Genomic DNA, 23,486 nt, shown 5'->3' with positions numbered 1-23,486 from the left:
CGCCCACGGCGTCCGTGCCCGCAGCTAGCATTTCACCAGGCCCGCAATGTAGGACAAGAGTATTTGCGGCCGGGGGATGGACCTCTACGCGCGGCACGATGGCACGAGGCGGGGACAGCGCATGCGGGAAGGCCGGTGGACCACCGTCACCGAGTCCGAGTTCGACCACGAGCGCCGTGGACTGGAGGCCATCCGGAAGCGGTTACCGGACGCCGACCCCTGGCGCGCGTGGTCGAACTTCACCTTCACCGCGCACACCGGCCACGTCCGCGAGGTCGACCTGCTCGTCGTCGCTCCCGGCGGCGTCTGGATGGTCGAGCTGAAGGACTGGCACGGTTCCGTGACCAGTGAGAACGGCACCTGGGTGCAGACCACGCCGAGCGGCCACCGCCGGCCCCACGGCAACCCCCTTCACCTGGTGAACCGGAAGGCGAAGGAGCTGGCCGGCCTGCTGAAGCAGCATGGACCGCGGGTATGGGTCAGTGAGGCCGTGTGCTTCACCGACAATGCCCTTCGCGTGCGGCTGCCGGCCCACGACCGGAACGGCGTGTACACCGTCGCCGAGCTGGTGGAGATGCTGCAGCGGCCGCCGCGCGACGAGCGCCGCCGCATCACGGTCACCGGTTCCCGCGAGACCAAGGCCGCGCTGGAGCGGATCGGCATCCGGCGCAGCGACGCCGAGTTCAAGGTCGGCCCGTACCAGCTCGAGCGGAAGTCCTACGACTCCGGCGAGACATGGGCCGACTACCGGGCGAACCACCAGGAACTGCCCGAGGCAGCCCGGGTACGGGTGTATCTCAGCGAGCGCGGCTCGGACGCGTCGATCCGGCAGTCGGTGGAGAACGCCGCCCGTCGAGAGGCCGCGGTGCTCCAGCGGTTCCGCCATCCGGGCGTCGTCCAGCTCAAGCAGTACTTCCCCTCCGGGCACTCCGCGGGGCCGGCCCTGATCTTCGACTACCACCCGCAGACGCTCCGGCTGGACGAGTACCTGCTCCAGCACGGCCAGGGACTGGACATCCTCGGCCGGATGGATCTGGTGCGCCAGCTCGCCGAAACGATGCGCTCCGCGCACGCCAGCCGGATCCACCACCGGGCTCTGGCCGCCCGTTCGGTCCATGTGATTCCGCGCGACCGGGGCCGCCGGGGGCAGGCGGTCGGCGAGGACACGACCTGGCTGGCCCCGCGCCTGGAGATCTCGGACTGGCAGATCGCCACCCAGCGCGCCTCCGGTACGGGCGGCAGCGGACCAGGCGGACCCCGCCTCGCCCCGACGGCCCTGTCGACGCGCCATGTGCCGGACGGCTCGGACCCGTTTCTGGCGCCCGAGCTGACCGCGCTGAACCCCGATCCGGTGTCGCTGGACGTCTACGGACTCGGCGTCCTCACCTATCTCCTGGTCACCGGCAAGGCCCCGGCAGCGAGCCAGGCAGAGCTGCTGGCCCGTCTGGAGGCGGGTGAGGGCCTGCGACCGAGTTCCCTGGTGGACGGCCTGTCCGAGTACATCGACGAGCTGGTGCAGGCGGCGACCGCCTACCGCCCCGAGCAGCGGCTGTCCTCGGTCGACGACTTCCTGGAGATGCTGGAGGTCGTCGAGGCCGATCTGACCGCTCCTGCGGCCCAGCCCGAGCCGGAGGCGTCCGGGGACCCCGGGAAGGACCCGCTGGAGGCCGTGGCCGGGGACGTGCTGGGCGGGCGCTGGGAGGTCCGCCGGCGCCTGGGCACCGGCTCCACCAGCCGGGCCTTCCTCGTCCGCGACCTGGAGGCCGAGGCGCACCGGACCAGGCCACTGGCCGTGCTCAAGGTGGCCCTGTCGGACAGCCGGGGCGAGGTGCTGGTCCGCGAGGCCGAGGTGATGGGGCGGCTGCGCCCCGACTCCCGGGTCATCCGGCTGGTCGAGCCGGACCCGCTGTCCCTGGGGGGCCGGACCGTCCTCGCCCTGGAGTACGTGGGCGACGAGCGCGAAGACGCCGATCAGCCCGCCGAGGACGGAGACACCGGCCCCCGGACACGGTCCCCCCGCCGCGAGGAGACGGTCGCGCGCCAGTTGCGGGAACGCGGCCGGCTCCAGATGGACCAGCTCGAGGCGTACGGCGACTACCTCTTCGGCGCCGTCGACTTCCTGGAGGGCGAGAGCGTCTGGCACCGCGACATCAAGCCGGACAACATCGCCATCCGCATCCGCCCGAACCGCACCCGGGAACTCGTCCTCATCGACTTCTCCCTGGCCGGCTTACCGGCCAGGGACCACGACGCCGGCACCGAGGGGTACCTCGACCCGTTCATCGGCACCCTGACCCGCACCGCCTACGACTCGCACGCCGAGCGGTACGCCGTCGCCGTGACCCTGCACCAGATGGCCTCCGGCGAGTTGCCCAAGTGGGGCGACGGGTCGGTGCCGCCCCGGATGACCGACCCCGCCGAGTTCCCCTGCCCGGTCATCGCCGCGGACGCCTTCGAGCCGGCGGTGCGGGACGGGCTGGTGGCGTTCTTCCGCAAGGCCCTGCACCGGGACGCGGCGCAGCGCTTCCCCGATCTGAAACCGATGCGGGACGCATGGCGGAAGATCTTCCTGGACGCCTCCCGTACGGTGCCGTCCAGTCACCGCTCCCGCCACCCGGCGGGTGCGGGACAGGAGTCCGGCGGCGACCGGCCCGCGATCGCGGAGGCGGAGCTCCTCACGGCCGACGAGCAGCGCGACCGTCTGGCGGCGGAGGTCACCCGGGAGACGCACCTCTCCGCCGCCGGCCTCACCCCGGCCGCGGAGTCCTTCCTCTACGGCCTCGGCGTCACCACCGTCGGCGAACTCCTCGACTACAGCCGCACCAAACTCCTCAACGCACCCGGACTGGGGACCAAGACCCGCACCGAGGTGCAGCGCCGCCAGCGCCAGTGGGGCAGGCTGCTGCGCGAGACGCCGGCCTCCCCGCTCACCACGAAGGGCCGGGCCGAGGCGAAGGAGGAGATCGCACACCTCACCGCGGCCGAGACGGCCCTCCTCGGCAGGCTCGCCACCGGCGAGGACGCCGGCGGGCTGAGCGAGGCCGCGCTCCGCGCGGTGAGCCTGGACGCCCTCGCCACGCTGCTGGTCCCGGAGCTCAACAACAACCGGTCCAACAGCAACAAGGCCGAGATGGTGCGGCTGCTGCTCCGCCTGCCGAACGAGCGCGGGGAACTGCCCGCCATCGGGGCCTGGCCCAAGCAGAAGGACGTGGCCGACGCGCTCGGTCTGTCCGCCGGGCGCATTCCGCAGATGCTCAAGGAGGAGCGCAAGCGCTGGAAGAAGCAACCGGCGATCCAGGCGCTGCGCAACGAGATCCTCGACCTGCTGGCGGACCTCGGCCGGGTCGCCTCGGCCGTGGAGATCGCCGACGCACTCGCCCTGCGGCGCGGCACACAACTGCCGGAGCGGGAGCAGCGGCGCGCACTCGCCCTCGCCGCCGTGCGGGCCGTCGTGGAGGTGGAGCAGCTCGTCCCGGAGGAGGCCGAGTTCCAGCACCAGCCCAACCGCAAGGCGACGGAAGAGGCACTGGCCGCCGGCCTGCTCGCCCTGGACGTCCGGGACGGCGACGCCCCGGACACGCCGACGGCTCCCGGCCTGCTCGACTACGCCGCGCGGCTGGGCAAGACCGCGGACCGCCTCGCCCGCCTGGAGACCCTGCCGACCGCGGCCACCGTCCTCACCGAGCTGGGCTGGCTCAACCCGCCACCCGGACTGGTCGAGTGGGACGAACGACGCCTCGTCGAGCTGGCCGCCGCCGCCTCGCCGAACGCGGCAGCGACCCCGCGTCTGGAGATCTACCCGCGCGACCTGCCACTGGTCCGGGCACTCCGCCTCACCCAGGCGGGCCTGGTGCGGCTGATCCCCGGCGTCCCTGAGGAGCGGCAGCCCGGCCTGCCGCCGGGCGAGGTCCACGAGCGGGTACGGGCCCGCTTCCCGGAGCTGGTCGTCCCCGACGGCCGCGGCGGGACCACGCACGAGCTACCGACCGGCGGCTCCCTGACCAAGGCCCTGCGCGACGCCGGGTTCGACCTCACGCTGTCGACGCGCGAGAACACCCGCACCCTGCGCTACCTGCCCTCGCAGATGGACGGGGCGTCCAGCTACCTGACCGTCGCCGCCTGGCGCCGCTCCACCGACGCCGGCCTCGTCACCCGCTACTCCGACGACCCGCTGCTCGCCGGCGCCGTCCGCGCGGACGAGCGGCTGACCGCCTCGGCCCGGCGGGACGGCTACCGGGTGCTCACCGTGCACCACGGCCGCACGGTCGAGGCGGTACGGGAACTGTCGAAGAGCCGCATCGGCGCCCAGCCGGTCTCGGTGACCTCGCTCTTCCTGGACGCGCTGCACGCTCTCGTGCCGCCGGGCACGAAGCCGACCTGGGAGACGCTGCTCAAGGCGGACGTGGCCGAACCGGGCTCCCGGGGCGCGTTGAAGTTCGCCGAGTACGCGCGTACGGCGTGGGGTGCGGTGGAGCCGCGCATACGGGAACTGCTCACGCCGGGGGCCGGGGCGGGGCCGGTGCTGCTGACGGAGGCGGCCGTCTTCGCCCGGTACGACGCCATGGGGGTGCTGGACCGGTTGGCGGAGGCGGCCCGCGGGGGCGGGCGGGGGCTGTGGCTGCTGGTGCCGCAGCCCGACCCGGGGCGGGAACCCAGGCTGGGGCAGGTGGCGGTGGCGTACCAGGCCGGCCTGGGCGAATGGATCGAACTTCCGGACTCATGGGTGCGCAACGCCCACCGGTCCGGACTGGTGAACGCGCACGCGAGCGCGAACGGAAACGAAAACGGAACCAAGGGAGACGAGACGTGATCGACCGCGCAGCCCTGTTGGACGATCTCAAACGGCAGGTGAAGGCGGTCGAGACCGACCTCGGGAAACAGGTGAAGGCCGTCGGTGAAGTCGGCGACCGGCTGAGAGCCGAGTACGAGCAGGCCCGGAAGTTAGGCCGCACGGCCGCCACCTGGAACTCCTGGCTGGACGACCGCGTCACGCAGGTCGCCGTGGCCTGGGTGCTGGGCACCGTCTTCGTCCGCTTCTGCGAGGACAACGGGCTCATCCCGGAGCCCTACCTAACCGCACCCGAGAACGACCGGCGGGACCTGGCGCTCGCACGGTACGAGGACTACCTCGCGCAGTCGGACGACCCGACGTACCGGGGATGGCTGGAGCAGGCGTTCGAGGACATCCGGGCGGGTCAGGCGGGGCGCCTCCTGTTCGACCGGCGGCACAACCCGCTGTACCAGATCCCGCTGTCGCACGACGGGGCGCGGGAGCTGGTCGAGTTCTGGCGTACGCGGGACGAGACGGGTGCGCTCGTCCACGACTTCACGGACCCGCTGGAGGAGGACGGCGACGGCACGCGGGGGTGGGACACGCGTTTCCTCGGCGACCTGTACCAGGACCTCAGCGAGGCCGCACGGAAGACCTATGCCCTGCTCCAGACTCCGGAGTTCGTGGAGGAATTCATCCTCGACCGGGCCATGAACCCGGCGGTGGACGAGTTCGGGTACGAGGGCCTGAAGATGATCGACCCGACCTGCGGGTCGGGCCACTTCGTGCTGGGTGCCTTCCGGCGGCTGGTGCGGCTGTGGGCGCACGGCCGGCCGGGGAAGGACGTGCACGAGCGGGTGCGGGAAGCGCTGGACTCGGTGCATGGGGTGGACCTCAACCCGTTCGCGGTGGCCATCGCCCGCTTCCGGCTGCTGGTCGCCGGTATGGCCGCGAGCGGGGTACGGACGCTGGAGGAGGCGTCGCGGTACGAGTGGCCGATCCACCTGGCGGTGGGCGACTCCCTCATCAAGCACCGGCACAAGCAGGGCAACCTCTTCGACGACTCGGACGAGGAGGGCGCGGACGAGCTCGCCGACTTCAAGTACGAGACGGAGGACGTTCAGGAGCACCCACGGCTTCTGGAGCCGGGGCGCTACCACGTGGTCGTGGGGAACCCCCCGTACATCACGGTGAAGGACAAGAAGCTCAACGCGCTGTACCGGGAGCTGTACAACGCCTGTGCGGGAACGTATGCGCTGTCGGTGCCGTTCGCTCAGCGGTTCTTCGAGTTGGCGAAGACAGGGGACCCCGATAGTGGACTCGGATACGGAATGGTTGGGCAAATCACAGCCAACTCATTCATGAAGCGAGAGTTCGGCACCCGGCTCATCGAGACGTACTTTGGACACGAGGTGGAACTGACCGAGGTCATCGATACCTCGGGGGCGTACATACCCGGGCACGGGACCCCAACGGTCATCCTGGCCGGTAAGCGCCGGAGTGGCAGCAGTCGCTCCGAGACAATCCGTACAGTACGAAGCATCCAGGGGGAGCCGTCAGAGCCTGAGCGAGCTCCAGATGGATTCGTTTGGACTGCAATTACAGGTCAAATTGACGACCCCGGATCCGTGAGCAAGTGGGTCTCAGTAGACGACCTGGAAAGAGGGCGCTACTTTGGCCGACAGCCCTGGGTCCTCGCTGATGGTGGACTCGAGATGATTCAGCGAATCGAAGAATCCAGCATCCAGACACTGAAGGCTACTATCGATCCCCCTGTGGGACGCGCCATTCGTGCGGGGGCAGATGAGGCGTATATTCGCCCCGCGCGTAGGACTTACCGAACCGTTGCGAATCGCATGGCGCTACGCCCACTGATGACTGGCGAGACCGTCCGTGACTGGGCGGCAGACCCGGCGGAGGCAATTTGGTTCCCGTATGCGCAGGAACTCCAGTCAGGAGACCTGACTGCTGACCTTTGGAGATTTCGCCGTGTGCTTGAAATGCGACGCACTTTCCAGGGGAGCATGGCAGACGCCGGACTCGCCTGGTGGGACTACATGCAATACACTGCTTCGGCATACCAAACACAGCTATCCCTTACTTTCGCCGAAGTGGCAACACATAACCATTTCGCCCTCCACTGCGGGAACGCCGTATTCAAGCAAACAGCACCAGTAATCAAACTCAAAGAGAGCGCCAACCGAGAAGACCATCTGAAGCTCCTCGGGATCCTCAACAGTTCGACCGCATGTCTTTGGTTGAAGCTGAACTGCCACAACAAAGGAATCCGAGGAGAAGGGGGCGGATTCACCAGTTCCGAATGGGAGCGCTTTTATCAGTTCAACGGGTCAAATATCGAACGCTTCCCTCTCCCCACTCATTACCCCACAGACTTCGCCAGAACCCTTAGCACGCTTGCCGAAGAAACCGTCGCGACTAGCCCTTTTTACAGCGCAGAGAATGAGGTTCCAACAAGTCACAGCCTTCGTGAAGCGCGCACAATCTGGCGAACCTCTCGCGCCCGAATGATCGCCATCCAAGAAGAGCTGGATTGGCAAGTCTATTCACTCTACAGTCTACACCCAGAAGATCTGCGAGCCTCCAAAGATCCCAACTCTCCGCAGATCCCTGACCTCGCCCTCGGTGAGCGTGCCTTTGAGATCGTTCTCGCTCGCCGCGTTGCCGCAGGGGAAGCCGGTGACGAGTGGTTTCAGCGCCACGGGTCGGAACCAAAAACCGAGATTCCCGCCCATTGGCCAACCACCTACCGTGAGGTCGTTCAGAAGCGGATCGACGCCATTGAGTCATCTCGGGCCATCGGCATGGTCGAACGGCCGGAGTATAAGCGACGCTGGGCGATCGAAGAGTGGGATGCGCTCCAAGAGAATGCCCTTCGTAGCTGGCTACTCGACCAGCTCGAGGACCGAAAGCACTGGTTTGATGAGAACGGTACGCCCGCCCTCATCTCACTCTCCCGACTCACGGACAGTCTGTCCCGGGACGAGGACTTCGTCTCGGTCGCGAAGATCTACGCACCCCGCAAGGAACTACCCGCCGTCGTTGCCGAGTTGATGTCCGACGAGCACGTGCCGTTCCTCGCCGCTCTGCGCTACAAGCCCTCCGGGCTGAAGAAGCGCTCGGACTGGGAGCACGTCTGGAAACTCCAGCGGAAAGAGGACGACGCTCCGGACGAGTTGGCCAAGCGTAAGATCAGGGACACCATCCCCGTGCCGCCGAAGTACACCTCGGCTGACTTCCTCCGCCCAACCTTCTGGCGCGCGCGCGGCAAGCTGGATGTGCCCAAGGAGCGCTTCATTTCGTACGGGCAGACCAACGCGGCAACCCCCGAGCTGTACGGCTGGGCCGGCTGGGACCATCGAGAGCAGGCGATCGCACTCGACTCTTACATCGCCACCCACGAGGCGCTGACGACCGAGGAGGTCACGCCACTCCTCGCCGGTCTGCTGGAACTCCAGCCGTGGCTGAACCAGTGGCACAACGAGCCCGACCCGGTCTTCGCTCCGACCCCCGCCAAGTTCTTCGAGGGCGACCGGCAGATGGAACAGGGCAAGCACGGCCTCACCGATGACGACCTGCGCGCGTGGCGCCCGGCCGCAGCCGCCAGGGGACGCCGACCCAAGTAGATCATCGAGCGCACGCACGGTGGTGGTCCGGCGATCCAAGCTATCGCCGGGCCCCACCCATTCGTTCAGGCTGTCAGCCGTCCATCCTTGACTGCCGACACGAAGGCGTCCCACCCACCTGCCGGGAAGACCAGTACTGGGCCGTGCGGAACCTTACTGTCCCGGACGGGGAAGACACCGACGAAGTCCTCAGAGACCTCCACACATGCGCCACCGTCCTGGTTGCTGTAGCTGCTCTTGCGCCAGGAGACGGCACTCAGGTCGATGGATCGCACGTCACTTCCTCCAAGATCTTCAGGATGAACTTCCGCGACTCCGATGGGGAAAGCGCCAGGTCGCGCACCGCATCGTACGTCTTCTGCAAACGTACAACCGGACTGGCTTCCTCGATCAGCTCACCTCGATATCCGTTCTCGGCGTACACAACAGTCCTCCCCTCCGGAAGGAGGAGGTACCACATGTCTGCCCCCATGAGGCCGTGCAACCCAGCGCTCTGCAGGAGCACATGAACTGACACGTTCGTGCGTTCCACGGCCTCCGCCAGGTACTCCAGCTGTTCGCGCCACTCCCCCATGTCCCGCATCGGCGTCCGCAGTACGGCCTCGGACAGGATCGTGCGGAACGGTGGTGCGTCCTCGCCGTCCAACAGCTCTCGGCGTCCCATGCGGGCCTCCACCTGCTGGTCCAGCTCCTTGCCCTTCAACCCACCCGCCCGCAGCACCTCCCGCGCGTAAGCGGGGGTCTGGAGGAGGCCGGGCAGGACGCTGACGGCGAAGTGCCAGAGGCTGACTGCCTCGGCTTCCAGGGCCATGTAGCGGCGGTAGCGTTCGCGGAACTGGGTGTGGTCGCCCGCTGCCAGCTCCCACAGGGCCAGCAGCAGGCCCGGGGTGCCGTAGTGGGTGTCCAGGGCCTGGACGACCTCGGGGCTGCCCAGGGTCTCGCCCTTCTCCATCTTGCCGAACAACGACCAGTCCCAGCCCATCCGTTCGCCGAGCTGACGCAGGCTCCTCCCGCTGCCCGTGCGCAACGTGCGCAGCTCCTCGGCGAACCGCTGGCGGGGTTCCTGGCTGCGGCCGGTGATGACACGTCGCTGCGGCATGCGGCTCTCCTCCGAAGCAATCTCGCGCGGGACCGTGTGGAAGGTGTGGAACCGGCCCCGGGCGGCCGGGAAGCACCTCCCCGCCCACACCGTCACCCGCCCACCCGCCGGTGCATCGTCGTCACACCGGCACTACGCACCGTAGTTCGCCCAGCAGAACGCGGCAGCACATCAGTCCACCATGCACACGGACGAGGGACACACCATGACGACACCGCCCCAACACCCTCACGCACCGGCCTCCGCCGTTCCCCCACCGGCAGCCCGCGTCCAGGAAGCCCTGGACGCCCGCGACGCACTCGCCGCCGCCCTCACCCGCGCCGGCATCCAGCTCCCCGCCATGGACATCCGCATCCCCTGGAGCGCCGTCGACCACCACGGCGAGGCCCAGTACGCACTCGTCCAACTCGGCGTGTGCTCCGCACCCGTGGCCCACCTGCTCGCCGACGCCCTCAACCAGGGCCCGGCCCGGTGACCGGACACGACGTGCCCGCCGTCGGCACAGCAGTCCGCGACACCGCACGCGACCGCGTCGGCCGCGTCATGGACCACACCGGCCCCTACCTCCAACTCCGCCCCCTCGGCGGCGGCCACGAATGGGACGCCCACCCCGACCAACTCCACCCCCTCACCCAGAACGAACTCCTCAGCGCCCTCGTCGCCGAACTCAACAAACACAGCCGCCAGGGGCTCTGACAGCACATCTGGTCAGCAAAGAGCCCAAGCCGCAGCGCGTTCGCCCGGCAATGCCCCTTCCCCAGGTTCCGTTTCCGCGCAGCCAGTCATCTCGCTGGGACGCATTCATCATGTGTTACGCTCATGCTACTGCGAGTCGAACTGACCATCGACCCGCATCGGGGAACTTCTTGGGGGATCACTTTTGCGTACCAGGATATCGACCGCTGCCATCTTCGTGGTCGGAATCATCCTGATGGGAACAGCAACGCCTGCAGCCGCCGACGACACCGAGCGCACCGGGAGCGTCAACAACGTCATCCGCGACTCCGGAGCAAGTCCCGCGGGTCGCGCTTCCGACAACTGCGGCAGCTGCGACTGCACAGTGAAGGCCCACGATCCGCACAACTCCCACCATAGTCCGGGCCGGACGAACGGCGAGGCCGTCACGACCTGTAAGAAGAGCTAGCCGAAGATTCGGGTTACCGCCCAGCTCTGGGAGGACCGCTGGTGGGGTTGGGACCGGATCGGCAAGAAGGGCGACGTGACGCGGCACAACAAGAAGAAGGTCAAGGCCTCCGCAAACGACAAGTGCCGAAACAACAAGCACCGAATCACCGCCAACAGCTGGGTCACCTTCCGCAGCGGAAAGACGGTGAAGGGGAACGACATCAGCCGGACCCGAACCATCAAGTGCTAGTCAATGCGACGCTGCGTTCCGGGGTGCGCGGCCTGCTTGCCGCGTACCTCGGCTGCGCCGCCGTCTCAGCTTGCGCATCCGACAGCGGGCGGGTGGCTCGGGAAGCTCCGATGCAGCCACCTTCCGCAGTCCTCCATGACCGACAACTACCGCTCTTCACCTTCGATTGGCTTGCCGTCGATGGGAGCGAGCGACGACCACCCTCTTCCCACGTGGCGTGGCCCCCGCCGGACACGGGCAACGCAAACAACGGGTGGCTCACCTTGCACACATCCGGTCGGCCCTATCTGGTCGAGGTGAACGGCTATTCCCGCGTCGACTCCTCAGGCATTCCCGAGGGCGACGGAAATGTATGGACGTGCCGGGCGGGCAGCGCTGACCCGTGCTCGATCCGGGGAGGCAGCACGGGCCATACGTCGATTGCCATGCCGCGCTCCCTGTTCCAGGGTCCGCGAAACACCTACGCTACGATACAGATCTACTGGTCGGTCCCACCGGAAGAACGGACCAGCAGCTACCCGGAAGTGGGAGAGGTTACCGCTGTGTGGCTCTGGCACGGCGCCTCCGAAAGGAACCAATGAATTCCGCATCGGTTTCGGCCTCCGCACTCCATGCGGCCCCGGTCGCTCTCCAGTTGGCCCGTGAGGCCGCCCTGGAACCGGATCTGTCGATGCCGGAACTGCACGACCTGGCCGTCGACATCGCACTGTCCTTCTCCACCGGTTCCGTGTGGGACGACCTGAAGACCTGGACTCCCGTATCCGACCGTGAGGCGGTGGAGCGCCTGGCCGCCTTCCTCGAATCCGAACGGCAATGGTGGTCCCCGCTCGAGGAACTCACCTTCCCCCAGGTCGTCGTCGCCGAGAACGGCACGCCTGTGCACACGCTCCGGCCACCCCGCCTGCGGGAGGACGACCCCACCTACCCGGACAAGCCGGCGGGCGCCCTGTGGACCTCCTCACTCCTGCCGACGGGGGCTCCCACCTGGACTGCCGTGGTCGACACCGGATACCTGGGCTTCGACAGACCCTTCACCGGCATCGACCTGCTCATGGACGGCTCCGGCTGCGACGTGTTCACCATCGCCTCCGCCGCCGACTTCGCCACCCTGTGCGAGGAGTTCGCCGCCCCCCGGCCGCAGGGCGCGCCCGGGATCGACTGGCACCGGGTCACCGCCTCTTACCACGCCGTGCACCTGACCTTCACCGGGCTGCTCCTGGCCCAGGAGGCACCCGTGCACACCCGGTTCGGGCCCATGCGCCTGCGCGGCTGGGACTGCGAGAGCACCGCATGGCTCCGCCTCCCGGACTCAGCCCGACTCGGGGAACATCGCCACGTGACATGACACGCCGCCCCTCGACCTCCGGACGCGCCGGTGACGCTCGTTCGCGTGCGGCCGGAATGCCTGTCGGCCACCCCAGGGCGGCTCTGTCGAGTTGGTCCGTTCTCCCACTCACCGGCTGTTGCTCGCCTCTGCACGCGAGAATTCCCACAGGCAACCGTCTTCGCCACGGTCCGACACCTGACAGATCGTCTCTGTACGAATACCCCGGTTACTGTGCATTGCACCGAGTCGTGGACTGCAGGGTGATTCAGGTCAGCACGAAGAAGCGACCCACACTCATATTCGGCCTGCCCCGGTCCGTTCGGAGATCCAGTGAGGAAGGCTCAGGAGAAGGGATCGTCCGCTACGTCCCAGGGGCTCGCGTGCGGCGATCCTTGAGCCAGCTCTCGATGCGCTCTGACTGCTCACTGGTCTCGGTGAGACCGTGCGCGAGATCGCGTCCGTACCGACGCTGAACCGCAACGCTCTCCTCGACCGTGCTCAGAGCTTCGCGATAGCGTCCCTGGTTTCCCAGCAGGACGGCGTGATTGTTGAGGCTGACGGCGTAGTCCCGCGAGACCTGGTGTGCGTGGTCCGTGTGCAGGTCACGATAGATGTCAATCGCTTCGGCCACGGCTGCGAACGCCTCTTGCTCACGTCCGAGGTCGACCAGTCGACTGCCCAGATTCGCCAAGCTTCTCGCCAGATCACCCGCACTTGCACGGTCCCCTTGAGCGGTCCGTCTGCGGTCGATCTCCACAGCCTTCTGGACGGCCTGAAGCGCCTGCTCTCCTCTCCCCGCTTCCGCCAGATGGATGGACTGGTTGTTGAGAATCCTTGCGTGGCCCGAGCCGAAAGTGTCGAAGTCGTCCTGAGCCAAGTCCCGGTACAGCGTTTTCGCTTCGGACACGGCATCGAGGCTCTCCTCCCTCCGGCCGACTTCGGACAACCTCACGGACAGGTTACTGAGAGCGGCACCCAGGTCGCCGAAGCGAGACCGGCCCTCTACTGCCACCAGTTCCCGGCACACCTCCACACCTTCCTGCGCTGTGGTGACCGACTCCTCCCGCTGCCCCACGAGAGCCAGTTGATTCGAATGCTTACGGAGGAGGCGAGCGAGTCGTTGGCCGTGGGTTCTCATGTCCTGGCGGGCGAGCGATCGCCGGTGGCGGATCTCCTCGGCCGTGCGGGCGAGCAACGCCTGGTTCGCCATCGCCGTTGCCGGACCTCCAGCTGCGGCGGCGAACGCCTCAGCCACGAAGGCGGCAGACGGCCTACGGGTGGGCTCGTGCTCCAGACAACGCCAGAGGATCCGCAGGAGCGCAGGATCGATCCTGGACGTGGTCGAGGGACTCTGGTCGCGGTGCCCGGCCTTCGGATCCTTCCATTGTCCCGCAAGAAGGGCGAGAAGCACCGCCCCGGCGGCATACACGTCGCTCTCGGGCGTGAGCGAGGGTCCACCATCGCGCGCTTCGACATAGGCCTCGCCCACAGGCAGGACCTCTCGATGGTCGCTGTCGACGCCGTCGAGGGTCGCCGTCGCCCAGCCGACCAGCCGAACGTCACTGTCGGACACGAGCACGGTCCGAGGCGCGAGCGAGCCGTGCACGATACCGAGACTGTGGGCACGGGCGAGTGCCTCGGAGAGGCCGAGGCCGATCCGCAGGAAGAGCTCCCCCGGAACGTCTCTCCCATGCTCGTGCAGGACGCCTCGCAGTGTGGGGGCGGGAGCCGACGACGGATCGCCCTCACGACGATGGACGCACGTCGCCGCAATCCAGGGGAGCTCCTCGGCAGTGTGCGATTGCACGTCGACCAGGGCGGGCGCGTGGGCGCCCCGCATCCGCAGCAGACACTCGGCTTCCCTGCGGACGAGGTCCAGCGCGGCCGTCGGATTCCTGATGTGCAGGGGTGTGGGCACCCGGATGGCGACAACGGCACCGTCCTCGTCCCGGCCCAGGTACATCGCCAAGTGCGACCAGCCCCTGACGCAACGCGCCAGAAGCCGGAACCGGCCGATTCGCGCCGGTTCCCCCGGCTCGAGCCCCACCCAGCCGGCCCCCAGCGCCGCACGCACGTCGTCGTCGGCTGACATGTACGGTTCGCTGGACGGGTCGGATCCTCCGCTGCCGACGGTCCCGGTTCCTGCAGGATCCTCGGTCGCGCCCCCGGACGCGTGGCGGCCGACCGCTACGGGCACCGCCGGCTGGGCATCCGCGGACGGGATGCCCAGCCGCTCCAGCAGCTGATCGCGGAGCCATCCGAAGGAGAGCTGGCTGTCCTCGATCACGGCAGCGCCGTCCGGGTGGCCGACCCACGCCGGAAAGGTCGGGGCACGACCGACGGCGGCCTCGATGCGTCGCGTGACGGCCTCGGCGGTGCGCAGCAGTTCCTTCGGTGAGACGGCACTAAGCAGAATGCGGCGGGCATCGCCGGAGAAGTCGAATCGCCTGTGATGCGGCAGCCTGCCGCGCTGGTCGACATCGACTTCGTGCATCAGGCCCCCCAGGAACACTTCCATGAGATGCCCGGGGTCGGTGGGAAGCGGGAGAGCGGCCTGCACCAGGCGCATGACCGGTGGCGTCACAGGCGATACGGCGGCCACGTGGGCGGCGAGCCGGTATGCCTCCGGGGACGCGGCCTCCCTGAAGCGCATCACCGCTTCGGCAGCGTTGCTCCGGTCGGTATCGGCGATGGACGGTTCGGCGCCGGGCCGGCTGTCGTCCCACAGAGGCAGAAGGGCGGTTGCGCCGGGTGAGGCGATGAGCTGCGCCCAGTCGGCGACGGCCGCGGGGGTCGGTTCCAGGATCGGGACGGCTACGGAGTCGAAGCTCACGAGGTTCGGCGGCAGGTCCGGATCGGTGACGTGCCAGGCATGGGTGGGGCCGCCGCGGCGGTGCGTGGTGACCTGCCACTGCCGTGCGCCGAGCCCGGTGCTCCCCCAGAGCCGGGTCGGCAGGGCCTGGACGACCGCTGTGGGGCCGCATCGGGCCCAGAGGTCCATCACCCGCCGCATCCCGCCGTCCCGCCACGCAGCTCCCACACCGTCGCTCACGACGAGCACGAGCGTGTTCCCCGCCGGATCGCACAGGGTCTTCGGTGACTGAAGGTGTCCGCGGTGCCGGAACGGGCCGGTCCGCAGGCCCGGCGCGAACCCACGTGTGTCCAGACCGTAGACGCGCACGTCGCGGAAGGCTCCGGCGCGTTCCATGACCTTGCGGACCTCGCTGGCGAGGCGCTGCCACAGAACCATGGACACCCCGTCGTCGACAACGAGAGCGAGCGACAGCCAGCGGCTCCTCACCGGGCGCGTCACGGTCTCGGGCACGCCTGTGTCGGCAATGGCGGCGACGGTCCGCGTGACGTCGAGCTCGTGACCGATCCGGTCGGGGAAACGCTGCCGCAGCGGGCGGAGACTCTTGCCGAGGCGCAGCTGCCCGGCACCGGCCAAGCGGGAGTCCGGTGTGCGGACGCCGATCGCCGGGGATGACGTCGCGTCGGCGTCGGTCCGCGCAGTCTGGTCCGAGGGCTTCTGCCCGGCGGCCAGGAGCGGGTGCGCCGAACCGGTCTCCGTGTTCTCGGCGCCCATCTTCTCGCTTACCGTGCCGGAGGACTTCGAGGCCTCGGGCGGCGACGAAGCCCCGTCGTGCTCCGACGTGTCGGGCCGCTCCGGCGACACCGCGGACACGCCGGCAGCGCGTGCCAGTGGCTTGGCGTCCTCTGGCAGGGTCACCGCGAGCCACAGGACATCGAGGAGTTCGTCCCGGGAGAGCTCCACCCCACTGTCGGCCAGCACTTTCGCCATGTGAGCGATCACGACGTCACACTGCTCCGCCGAGCTGATGCAGAACCGCCTGGAGCAGGGAGCCCGCATCGAGATCGGCGCCGCCGTTGCGAAGGTAGACCGCGTTGAGCAGCTGGTCGGTGGCGAGTTCTCCGGCAGCGCGGCGGCCGAGGAACTCCCCCAGCAGGTCGTCGACGTCGGTCAGCGCCTCGGGGCCGAGGTGTGCGGCGACGATCTCCCTCAGACGTCGCTCGTCGGGTTCGGGGAGGTCGAGGCGCACACAGCGTCTGAGGAATGCGGGCGGGAAATCCCGCTCGCCGTTGCTGGTGATGACCACGACCGGGAACTCCCTGCAGCACAAGCGGCCGCGTGTCACAGGGGCGGGGTCGTCCGGATCATCGGTCTGGACGTGAACCGGCGCATGGTTCTCGGGAAGCCGAGTGAGTTCGGGGATGGCGAACTCACCCTCCTCGAAGACGGTCAGCAGATCGTTGGGCAGGTCGACGTCACCCTTGTCCAGCTCGTCGATGAGCAGCACGCGGGGGCGCTCCCGTGGCACGAGAGCGTTGCCGAGCGGCCCGAGCCGAATGTACTGGCCGATGTCCGGCTCCGTGCCGTCCGCGTCCCGGCGTAACGTGGCCTCGCGGAGCCGGCCGACGGCGTCGTACTGGTACAGGGCGTCCTGCAGGGTCGAGCGGCTGTTCACCGGCCACTGCAGGACACGACCGAGCGCGAGTTCGTGGGCCACGGCGTGCGCCAGCGAGGACTTCCCCGTACCGGGCTGACCGGTGACCAGGAGGGGGCGGCGCAGATGGAGCGCCGCGTTGACGATGTCGGCCTCGTTCGGGCCGATGAGGTAGGGCCGGGGGTCGGAGTCCTTGGCTACGGTCGATGACCGCCTCTCGTCGAACCGACGCCACGGAGGGGCGGCAGGAAAGGGGACCTCGACGCGCTCGCCGTCCCCGCGGAACAACCGCCAGTCATCGCTGCTAACGGCAGGGGGCAGATCACCGGCGCTGCTGCCGGGCAGATGCTCTGGGGTTGTCATGACGCGTGTGTTCCTCTCCTGGGGTCCCTCAGGTGAAGCGACTCGCTTTGCGGGTGACGGCCTTCCGGCTCCCAGACGAGCGAAGGCCGTGCCCGGCGCTGATCCGGGTGCGCAGCGGAGTGACTCCGGAAATGCCGGACCCGCTCAGGGAGCGTTTCCGGCGGCCCGCCGGGAGCGAGGCTTCGCAGTCTTTCGGCGTCCTCGTAGCCGTCGGCGTCGCGATCCCAGAGCACCACGGGAACGCCCAGGGCCAGACAGACCACGAGCCAGGACTTGCGCTGGGTGGCGGGGCCGTGGAGGACGATCTGCGCGGTGTCGCGATGGTCGGTTTGCAGCAGGTGCATCAGCTGCCGCTTGCCGGCGCACGCGCTGCCGGTAGCGAGCGTCACCGAGCGGCCGCGCTTCCAGCGGCGTTGCTGGTCGCTTTCACGGTCCGGCCTCTGATCCGTGAGTTCCGGGCAGCTGAGGGAAACCCGGTACTGCGCTCCGATCGGCCATGCGGGCAGGAAGTCGTCAGCCTCCGGCTCCCACTCGTCGACAGCCAGATCGAGTCCCGCGCGGTCGACCACGACGGTCACCCACGGCACCTGGTCGCCCTGGCCGGGCTCCTGACAGGCTGTGGAGACCGCGTCGTTCAGGCATCGCGCCGCCTCGCGGGGGGTCTTCGACGCCGACTCCACATCCTTGAGCACGCTGCGCGAGCCATCGCCGCGGGCGAGTAGGATCCTGCACCGATAGCGTTCCTCGGCCGCTGCCGCATCACGTTGCACTTCCATCACCACCCGTGCCACGGGGGAGATCAGACGTTGCCTCCACCGGGCGGCGTCCGCACGTCGCTCGCCCAGAGCGCCGGATTGAACACCCAACCGCTCAGCGGTCGCCGACGACCAGGAGCGCAGCTCATCACCGAGCGCGGCGTCATCCATGGCCGCTGCAACGTACTCGACGAGCCGCAACAGCACGGGAACCGGCGTGGTGCCCCCGGAGATGCTCTCCGCATCGGACAGCTCCTCCAGCGCCTCGACCACGCCGATGAGATCTTGTTCCTCGAACTGCGCACCGGAAAGCGTCTCGGGCAGGACGACGTAGCGCAGAGCCTCACGAGCCGCCCACGGCATGACCTCCGGCCGCTGCTTGCAGACCCGGCGCAGCAAAGCGATCAAGGCTTCGTGCTCGTTCAAGGAGAGCAGGGACGCGCCGAGGAGACGGGAGCGCCCGAACAGGTGGGTCCACGCAGCTCGGACGGCGGTCCCCTCGACGCGCCGGACCCCGGCCTCACCGAGCGACGCGAGCCCGCGAGAGTGCGCCATCACGAGAGCAGCAAGGTCAGCGACGGTGGGCTCGTAGCCGTCGGTGCCGTAGCCCAGATCCCGGGCGAGATCCCGCGCATGGCCGACACGGAAGGCCGGGTCGGCGAACAACGGGGCCAGGAGCTGCTCGAGTTCACACTCGGCGCTGGTCCGTTCGGCGAACGGCTTCGCCCTCGGCGGCGACGCACCGACGGTGCTCATTCGAGGAGGCCCGCCGCCGTACTTCGCCAGGAGGGACACGAAAGTTCCGTCGTCGGTGAAGCACCGCGCCGGCAGAGCTATCAGCCGACGGGCTCCGTAGGAGTGCACCTCCTCGGTCACGACGCCCACCAGACGGTCGTCACAGAAGATCGCGGCCCCAGAGGCTCCGCCCCAGGCGTTCTTGTCGTCCGTTCGGGCAGTGGGCGCTGGGCCCTGGTCGAGGACATAGCTGTTGTGGCTGCCCGACAAGGGAGGCAGTTCACCGCGCAGGTGCTCCGGGGCCCGGGTCTCGCCCTTGGCGGCCAGGGGATAGCCGAGCCCTTGGTACCGCAGCGGGGCGGTACCAGCAGGGGAGCCCCAGCGAACGGCGCCGGGTAGGTGGACCTCACGGTCGATGCGGAGAAGTGCGACATCGAGTTCATCCGGGTGCCACATCACCTCCGCTCGCACATAAGTCATCTCACCGCCGCAGTGGTGGCCGATGCGCACGTGGACAGCAGGCCAGAGGTTCCCCGTAGCGTCGACCAGCACATGCCTGGCGGTCAGGACCAGTCGCGGAGCGATCAGATAGCCGGAGCCAAGGCGCTGGGGTGCCTCGTCGGTTCCGCTGCGGATCAGCGCCAGTCTGCCCGGATCCATGTCACTCCTCGTCCCACGACCCGGCTTCGTCGTCCCCGATCTCGGGGCCGGCACCGCCTGCGGCACGGTCCCTGACGGCAAGCCTCAGCGTCAGCTTGTGGGTACGGACCGAGGAATGGTCGCCGCCCCCGCCGACGCTGACAACACCGAAGGAGAGCTTGCCGTCTCCCTTGACGGAGTTGCGTAACTCGAGCTGAAGCTCGAGCTCGGCCTCCTCGACGCTGAACGCGAACTGCTGATCGGCGCCGCACGCCTGCGCCTCGTACAACTCCCGCCGCAGCTCCTCGATGGCCGCAGCCAGCCCGATCGTCGACACCTTTGCCCGCCCCCGGTGTAAGAACAGTGGGTCACCGGTACGTTACAACCTACGAGGGCATCTTGGACCCGAGTCAGGGTGCATCGGCGGTACAGGGGAGGCGGCAGCCGTGCCAGTGCAAAAAGTGGGAGCCACTGGGCAGGCAGAGATCCACGATGCTCTGTGGAGGGCCACAGAGAAGCTCCGCGGCTCGGTCGACGTCGCCGCATACAAGGAGTTCGTTCTCGGGCTGCTCTTCGTCAGGTACCTCTCCGAAGCGTTCGACCAGCGCCGCGCCGAGCTCGCGGAGGAACTGGCCGCGGACGGCGTCCCCGAAGAGGAAGGTGACGCCCGTCTGGAAAGTCGCGACGAGTACACCGGCCACGGCGTCTTCTGGATCCCGAGAGAGGCCCGCTGGTCCACGATCAGGGCGAACGTGAGCAGCCGCAACGCAGGCGACGTCCTCGACGACGCAATGAAGACGATCACGTGGGAGAACCCACGCCTGGCCGGTGCCCTTCCCGTCGTATTCAGCCGCGACCAAGTCGATCATGGGCGCTTGGTAGAACTGATTCAGTTCATGAGCGACAGGCGCTTCACCTCCACGGAGGGCAGGCCGGCGCCGGAGGTGTGGAGCGAAAGGTTCGAACACTTTCTCGAGTACTTCGCGAGGGCGGAGGGCAAACGCGGCGGCGAGTTCCACACCCCGCATTCCCTGGCTCAGCTGATCGTGGAGACACTGGAGCCATACGAAGGCCGCCTGTACGACTCCGCGTGTGGCTCGGGCAGCCTGCTCGTCGCCGCAACCAGGTTCGTCGAGCGAAACCTGGGCCGGGACCATGCCGCCGACCTCCTCGTCCATGGCCAGGACGTCAACGAGCGCACCCTGCGCCTGGCCCGGATGAACCTCGCAATCCACGGTATCGACGGCAACCTGGGGGATCACCCGGCAGACGTCTTCAGCAACGACCAGCACCCAGGTCTCGCGGCCGATTTCGTGATGACCCACCCGCCCTTCAACATGAGTGCCTGGCCGAGGGACGAGAACGATGACCGCTGGCGCCACGGGGTCCCACCCGCGGCCAACGCCAACTACGCGTGGCTCCAGCACGCGCTCTGGAAACTGGCCCCCCGAGGGACGGCCGGAGTCGTCCTCGCCAACGGCTCGATGAGCTCCCGCGCGCGCCCCGATGGTGAGATCCGGCGGGCCTTGGTGGAAGCTGACCAGCTCGCCTGCATGGTCGCGCTGCCGTCCCAGTTGTTCCGTACGACGTCGATACCGGCGTGCCTGTGGCTGTTGGCCAAGGACAAGTCCGGGCAGGGGTCGAAGCACCTTGCCGACCGCCGAGGCCAGATCCTGTTCGTCGATGCCCGCGATGCGGGCCGGCTGGTGGATCGCACGGAGCGCGTGCTCACCGGGGACGACATCTCGAAGATCGCCGGTACCTACCATGCGTGGCGGGGCACTGCCTCGGCACGTGGCGCTCAGCTCACCTACGAGGACGAGCCCGGCTTCTGTTTCTCGGCAGACAGCGCGACGGTTCGCGAGCAGGACTACTTGCTCACTCCGGGGCGCTACGTCGGCTCCCTCCCGCAGGTCCCACAGGAACCACCGGTAAGCCTGAGACCTGCGTCCCTGATGAAGGACCTGTATGCGATCTTCGACTGAGAAACCGGCAACGCGCGTCCTGGGCACGATGTCCGGCGCTCGGGTCGTTGAGCAAGCCATGGGTCGTTTCGCTGCATGTGGTCGCGCTGCGCCTTCCAACTGGGTGGTCGGGGGATATGCCCAGTCCCACTCCGAGATAGCAGCGAGCAGGAACCACGGCTGCAGCACGACCATCAGCGGTTGTGACCCTCTCGATCCCCTGCCCGTGATCAACGGGCTGTCCTAGGATGGCGGAAACATCTCAGCGGCCCGACGGGCTTCCTGAGGTGCGCCCGCGGGCGCACCAGGACATGCCCCCACCCGCACGAGTCCACTTCGTGCTGCCTGGGGGCATTCTCCGTTGCTGTTCCGTGAGTCGGCGAAGTTCGTGGCCGCCCGCCTCCTCGAAGGGTCGCTGGCGCTGCATCTGTCCGAGAGCTTCGTGCACCAGCACGGCCGCCGGCCCGGCGCCGCGGAGGAGCGGTCCTGGGCACGCAGCCTCCCGGCGCTCGTCCACGCGCTGATCGAGGCCGGCCTCGACGACGTCGAGGTCCTCCTCGAGTACAGCCTTCCGCTCACCAGCAAGCGGGCCGACGCGGTACTCGCGGGTGTGCATCCGTCGACCGGTGAGCCGTCGTACGTCGTCGTGGAACTCAAGCAGTGGAGCGCCGCCCAGCCCGAGGAGGACGACCCGCTGCTCTGCCGGCTCGACGCCTACCCGCGCCCGGTGCTCAACCCGATCGAGCAGGTCCGGGGCTACTGCGAGTACCTGCTGTCGTTCAACGGCGCTCTGGAACGCATGCCCCGGTCGCTGGCCGGGGTGGCGTTCCTGCACAACGCGACGGAGTTCCTGGTGTCCGGGCTGCGGGAGGTGCCGGAGGACGCGTACGGCCGGATGTACACCGGGGACCAGCGCGGCGCGTTCCTCGACTTCCTGCGCTCCCGGCTGGCCCCGAGGCCCGGCGCGGAGGCCGCCGACAGGCTGCTGCAGGGCAAGGTGCGGCCGTCGAAGCAGCTGATGGCCGTCGCGGCGGCGGAGGTTCGCGACCGCGAGCAGTTCACGCTCGTCGCGGAGCAGCGTCTCGCGTACGAGTTGGTGCTGTCCGCTGTGCGCAAGGCCAAGCGGGCCAACCGCAAGCAGATCGTGGTGGTGACGGGCGGCCCCGGTTCCGGCAAGAGCGTCATCGCGCTGTCGCTGCTCGGGGAGTTGTACCGGCGCGGGGTGACCGCGCTGCACGCGACGGGATCCCAGTCGTTCACGAAGACGATTCGCAAGGTCGCCGGTGCCCGGAAGCGGGAGGTGCAGCAGCTCTTCAAGTACTTCAACAGCTTCATGGACGCCGAACCGAACGATCTCGACGTGCTCATCTGCGACGAGGCCCACCGCCTCCGCAAGACCTCCGCCAACCGGTGGACGAAGGCCGAGCTGCGCACCGGCCGTCCCCAGGTGTCCGAGCTGATCGACGCCGCCCGGGTTCCGGTGTTCCTGCTCGACCAGTACCAGGTGGTGCGGCCCGGCGAGATGGGCACCCGCGAGCAGATCGAGGCGGCGGCCGCCGCGCACGGCGTCGACTGCACCGTGGTCGAGCTGGACGACCAGTTCCGCTGCGGGGGAAGCGACGCGTACGTGCAGTGGGTCACGGCGCTGCTGGGTCTGGAGGGCGACGGCCCGGTCCCGTGGGAGCCCGACGGCAAGGTGCACCTGGCGGTCGCCGGGAGTCCACAGGAGATGGAGGACTTCCTCGCCGCACGGCGGGAGGAGGACTACCGCGCGCGGATGTCGGCCGGCTACTGCTGGCGATGGACGAAGAAGATCACCCCGGACATGGCAACGCTCCCCGCCGACGTCGTCATCGGCGACTGGGCACGGCCGTGGAACCTCTACGGAGACCGTTCCGTGCTCGGAGCGCCGCCCGCGCCCCTGTGGGCCACCGACCCGGCCGGCTTCGGCCAGGTCGGCTGCGTGTACACCGCGCAGGGCTTCGAGTACGACTGGTCGGGCGTGATCCTCGGGCCCGACCTGGTGTGGCGCACAGACCGCTGGGTCGTGGACCGGGCCGCGTCCGAGGACCCCTCCTTCACCAGGGCGACACCGGACGCCGACGTGGACCGGCTCGTCCGCAACACCTACAAGGTGCTGCTCACCCGCGGCATGGTCGGCACGATCGTCTACTCCACGGACGCGGAGACGCAGGAGAAGCTGCGGTCGCTGATCGGCGTGGAGTCCGGCTCCGGGGTGCCCGCGTCGGCGTAGTTCCGGGGCGTCCGGTACCGCCTGCGGGAAACGGGCATCAGCAGGCAGACCGAGATCATACGATCGGACGAGCCCGTGCACACCGCCGTCGGAG

Annotated in this window: 14 protein-coding genes; 8 read left to right on the top strand and 6 right to left on the bottom strand. The window is 68.5% G+C overall.

All coding sequences use genetic code 11. The features are described 5' to 3' along the window. Positions 1 to 121 precede the first annotated feature (121 nt). Together pglW and pglX are read left to right on the top strand one after the other, a co-directional pair. A complete protein-coding gene (gene pglW / locus HOY81_RS06495) occupies positions 122 to 4,810 on the top strand; it encodes a BREX system serine/threonine kinase PglW (protein ID WP_237319166.1) in 4,689 nt (1,562 codons plus the stop codon). Continuing rightward, complete coding sequence (gene pglX / locus HOY81_RS06490) at positions 4,807 to 8,415, top strand: BREX-2 system adenine-specific DNA-methyltransferase PglX (protein WP_237319163.1); 3,609 nt, start codon at positions 4,807 to 4,809, stop codon at positions 8,413 to 8,415. The genes pglW and pglX overlap by 4 nt, the downstream gene beginning before the upstream one ends. A 65-nt stretch (positions 8,416 to 8,480) precedes the next feature. Here the strand turns inward: pglX and HOY81_RS06485 are convergent, their stop codons facing one another. Both HOY81_RS06485 and HOY81_RS06480 read right to left on the bottom strand, forming a co-directional pair. Further along, positions 8,481 to 8,690, bottom strand: a complete 210-nt coding sequence (locus HOY81_RS06485) for a DUF397 domain-containing protein (protein WP_237319161.1) — start codon at positions 8,688 to 8,690, stop codon at positions 8,481 to 8,483. Further along, on the bottom strand, positions 8,672 to 9,514 hold the full coding sequence (locus tag HOY81_RS06480; protein WP_237319159.1) for a helix-turn-helix transcriptional regulator: 843 nt from the start codon (positions 9,512 to 9,514) through the stop codon (positions 8,672 to 8,674). The genes HOY81_RS06485 and HOY81_RS06480 overlap by 19 nt, the downstream gene beginning before the upstream one ends. 205 nt (positions 9,515 to 9,719) lie before the next feature. Here HOY81_RS06480 and HOY81_RS06475 point away from each other — a divergent pair, with 205 nt between their 5' ends. The 4 genes from HOY81_RS06475 (at position 9,720) to HOY81_RS06460 (ending at position 12,234) form a co-directional block, all read left to right on the top strand. After that, positions 9,720 to 9,989 (top strand): hypothetical protein, encoded by a 270-nt coding sequence (locus HOY81_RS06475; RefSeq protein ID WP_237319157.1) that lies wholly within the window; start codon positions 9,720 to 9,722, stop codon positions 9,987 to 9,989. After that, on the top strand, positions 9,986 to 10,210 hold the full coding sequence (locus HOY81_RS06470; protein ID WP_237319155.1) for a hypothetical protein: 225 nt from the start codon (positions 9,986 to 9,988) through the stop codon (positions 10,208 to 10,210). The genes HOY81_RS06475 and HOY81_RS06470 overlap by 4 nt, the downstream gene beginning before the upstream one ends. Before the next feature lie 523 nt (positions 10,211 to 10,733). Continuing rightward, positions 10,734 to 10,889 carry a hypothetical protein gene (locus HOY81_RS06465; RefSeq protein WP_237319153.1) on the top strand — a complete coding sequence of 52 codons (156 nt, stop codon included), beginning with the start codon at positions 10,734 to 10,736 and terminating at the stop codon, positions 10,887 to 10,889. A 577-nt stretch (positions 10,890 to 11,466) separates the two neighbouring features. Then, positions 11,467 to 12,234 carry a hypothetical protein gene (locus HOY81_RS06460; RefSeq protein WP_237319151.1) on the top strand — a complete coding sequence of 256 codons (768 nt, stop codon included), beginning with the start codon at positions 11,467 to 11,469 and terminating at the stop codon, positions 12,232 to 12,234. A 343-nt stretch (positions 12,235 to 12,577) separates the two neighbouring features. On the opposite strand, the gene HOY81_RS06455 is transcribed toward HOY81_RS06460, so the two are convergent. From HOY81_RS06455 to HOY81_RS06440, 4 genes are read right to left on the bottom strand one after another with little or no spacing between them, the layout of a single operon-like run. Continuing rightward, on the bottom strand, positions 12,578 to 16,030 hold the full coding sequence (locus HOY81_RS06455; RefSeq protein ID WP_237319150.1) for an SAV_2336 N-terminal domain-related protein: 3,453 nt from the start codon (positions 16,028 to 16,030) through the stop codon (positions 12,578 to 12,580). Between the two features lie 4 nt (positions 16,031 to 16,034). Next, positions 16,035 to 17,045, bottom strand: coding sequence for a MoxR family ATPase (locus HOY81_RS06450; RefSeq protein ID WP_237319148.1), 1,011 nt, complete (start codon positions 17,043 to 17,045; stop codon positions 16,035 to 16,037). Beyond that, a complete protein-coding gene (locus HOY81_RS06445) occupies positions 17,042 to 19,195 on the bottom strand; it encodes a trypsin-like peptidase domain-containing protein (protein ID WP_237319146.1) in 2,154 nt (717 codons plus the stop codon). Before HOY81_RS06445 ends, HOY81_RS06450 begins: the two co-directional genes overlap by 4 nt. Before the next feature lies 1 nt (position 19,196). Next, positions 19,197 to 19,511, bottom strand: coding sequence for a trypco2 family protein (locus HOY81_RS06440; protein WP_237319144.1), 315 nt, complete (start codon positions 19,509 to 19,511; stop codon positions 19,197 to 19,199). 109 nt (positions 19,512 to 19,620) lie between these two features. Here HOY81_RS06440 and HOY81_RS06435 point away from each other — a divergent pair, with 109 nt between their 5' ends. Together HOY81_RS06435 and HOY81_RS06430 are read left to right on the top strand one after the other, a co-directional pair. Next, entirely contained in the window at positions 19,621 to 21,159 is a 1,539-nt protein-coding gene (locus HOY81_RS06435; protein ID WP_237319142.1) for a class I SAM-dependent DNA methyltransferase, read from the top strand. 340 nt (positions 21,160 to 21,499) lie between these two features. Then, complete coding sequence (locus tag HOY81_RS06430) at positions 21,500 to 23,392, top strand: DUF2075 domain-containing protein (protein WP_237319139.1); 1,893 nt, start codon at positions 21,500 to 21,502, stop codon at positions 23,390 to 23,392. Positions 23,393 to 23,486 lie beyond the last annotated feature (94 nt).

This window comes from Streptomyces sp. JJ36, from assembly GCF_021696945.1.
In the GTDB taxonomy this organism is placed as follows: Bacteria; Actinomycetota; Actinomycetes; order Streptomycetales; family Streptomycetaceae; genus Streptomyces.
This window is presented reverse-complemented; position numbering and strand designations above follow the sequence as displayed.

Coding starts and splice junctions, on each gene's coding strand:
- pglW (WP_237319166.1), top strand. CDS start 122: ATGCGGGAAGGCCGGTGGACCACCGTCACCGAGTCCGAGTTCGACCAC.
- HOY81_RS06480 (WP_237319159.1), bottom strand. CDS start 9,514: ATGCCGCAGCGACGTGTCATCACCGGCCGCAGCCAGGAACCCCGCCAG.
- HOY81_RS06475 (WP_237319157.1), top strand. CDS start 9,720: ATGACGACACCGCCCCAACACCCTCACGCACCGGCCTCCGCCGTTCCC.
- HOY81_RS06460 (WP_237319151.1), top strand. CDS start 11,467: ATGAATTCCGCATCGGTTTCGGCCTCCGCACTCCATGCGGCCCCGGTC.
- HOY81_RS06450 (WP_237319148.1), bottom strand. CDS start 17,045: ATGACAACCCCAGAGCATCTGCCCGGCAGCAGCGCCGGTGATCTGCCC.
- HOY81_RS06445 (WP_237319146.1), bottom strand. CDS start 19,195: ATGGATCCGGGCAGACTGGCGCTGATCCGCAGCGGAACCGACGAGGCA.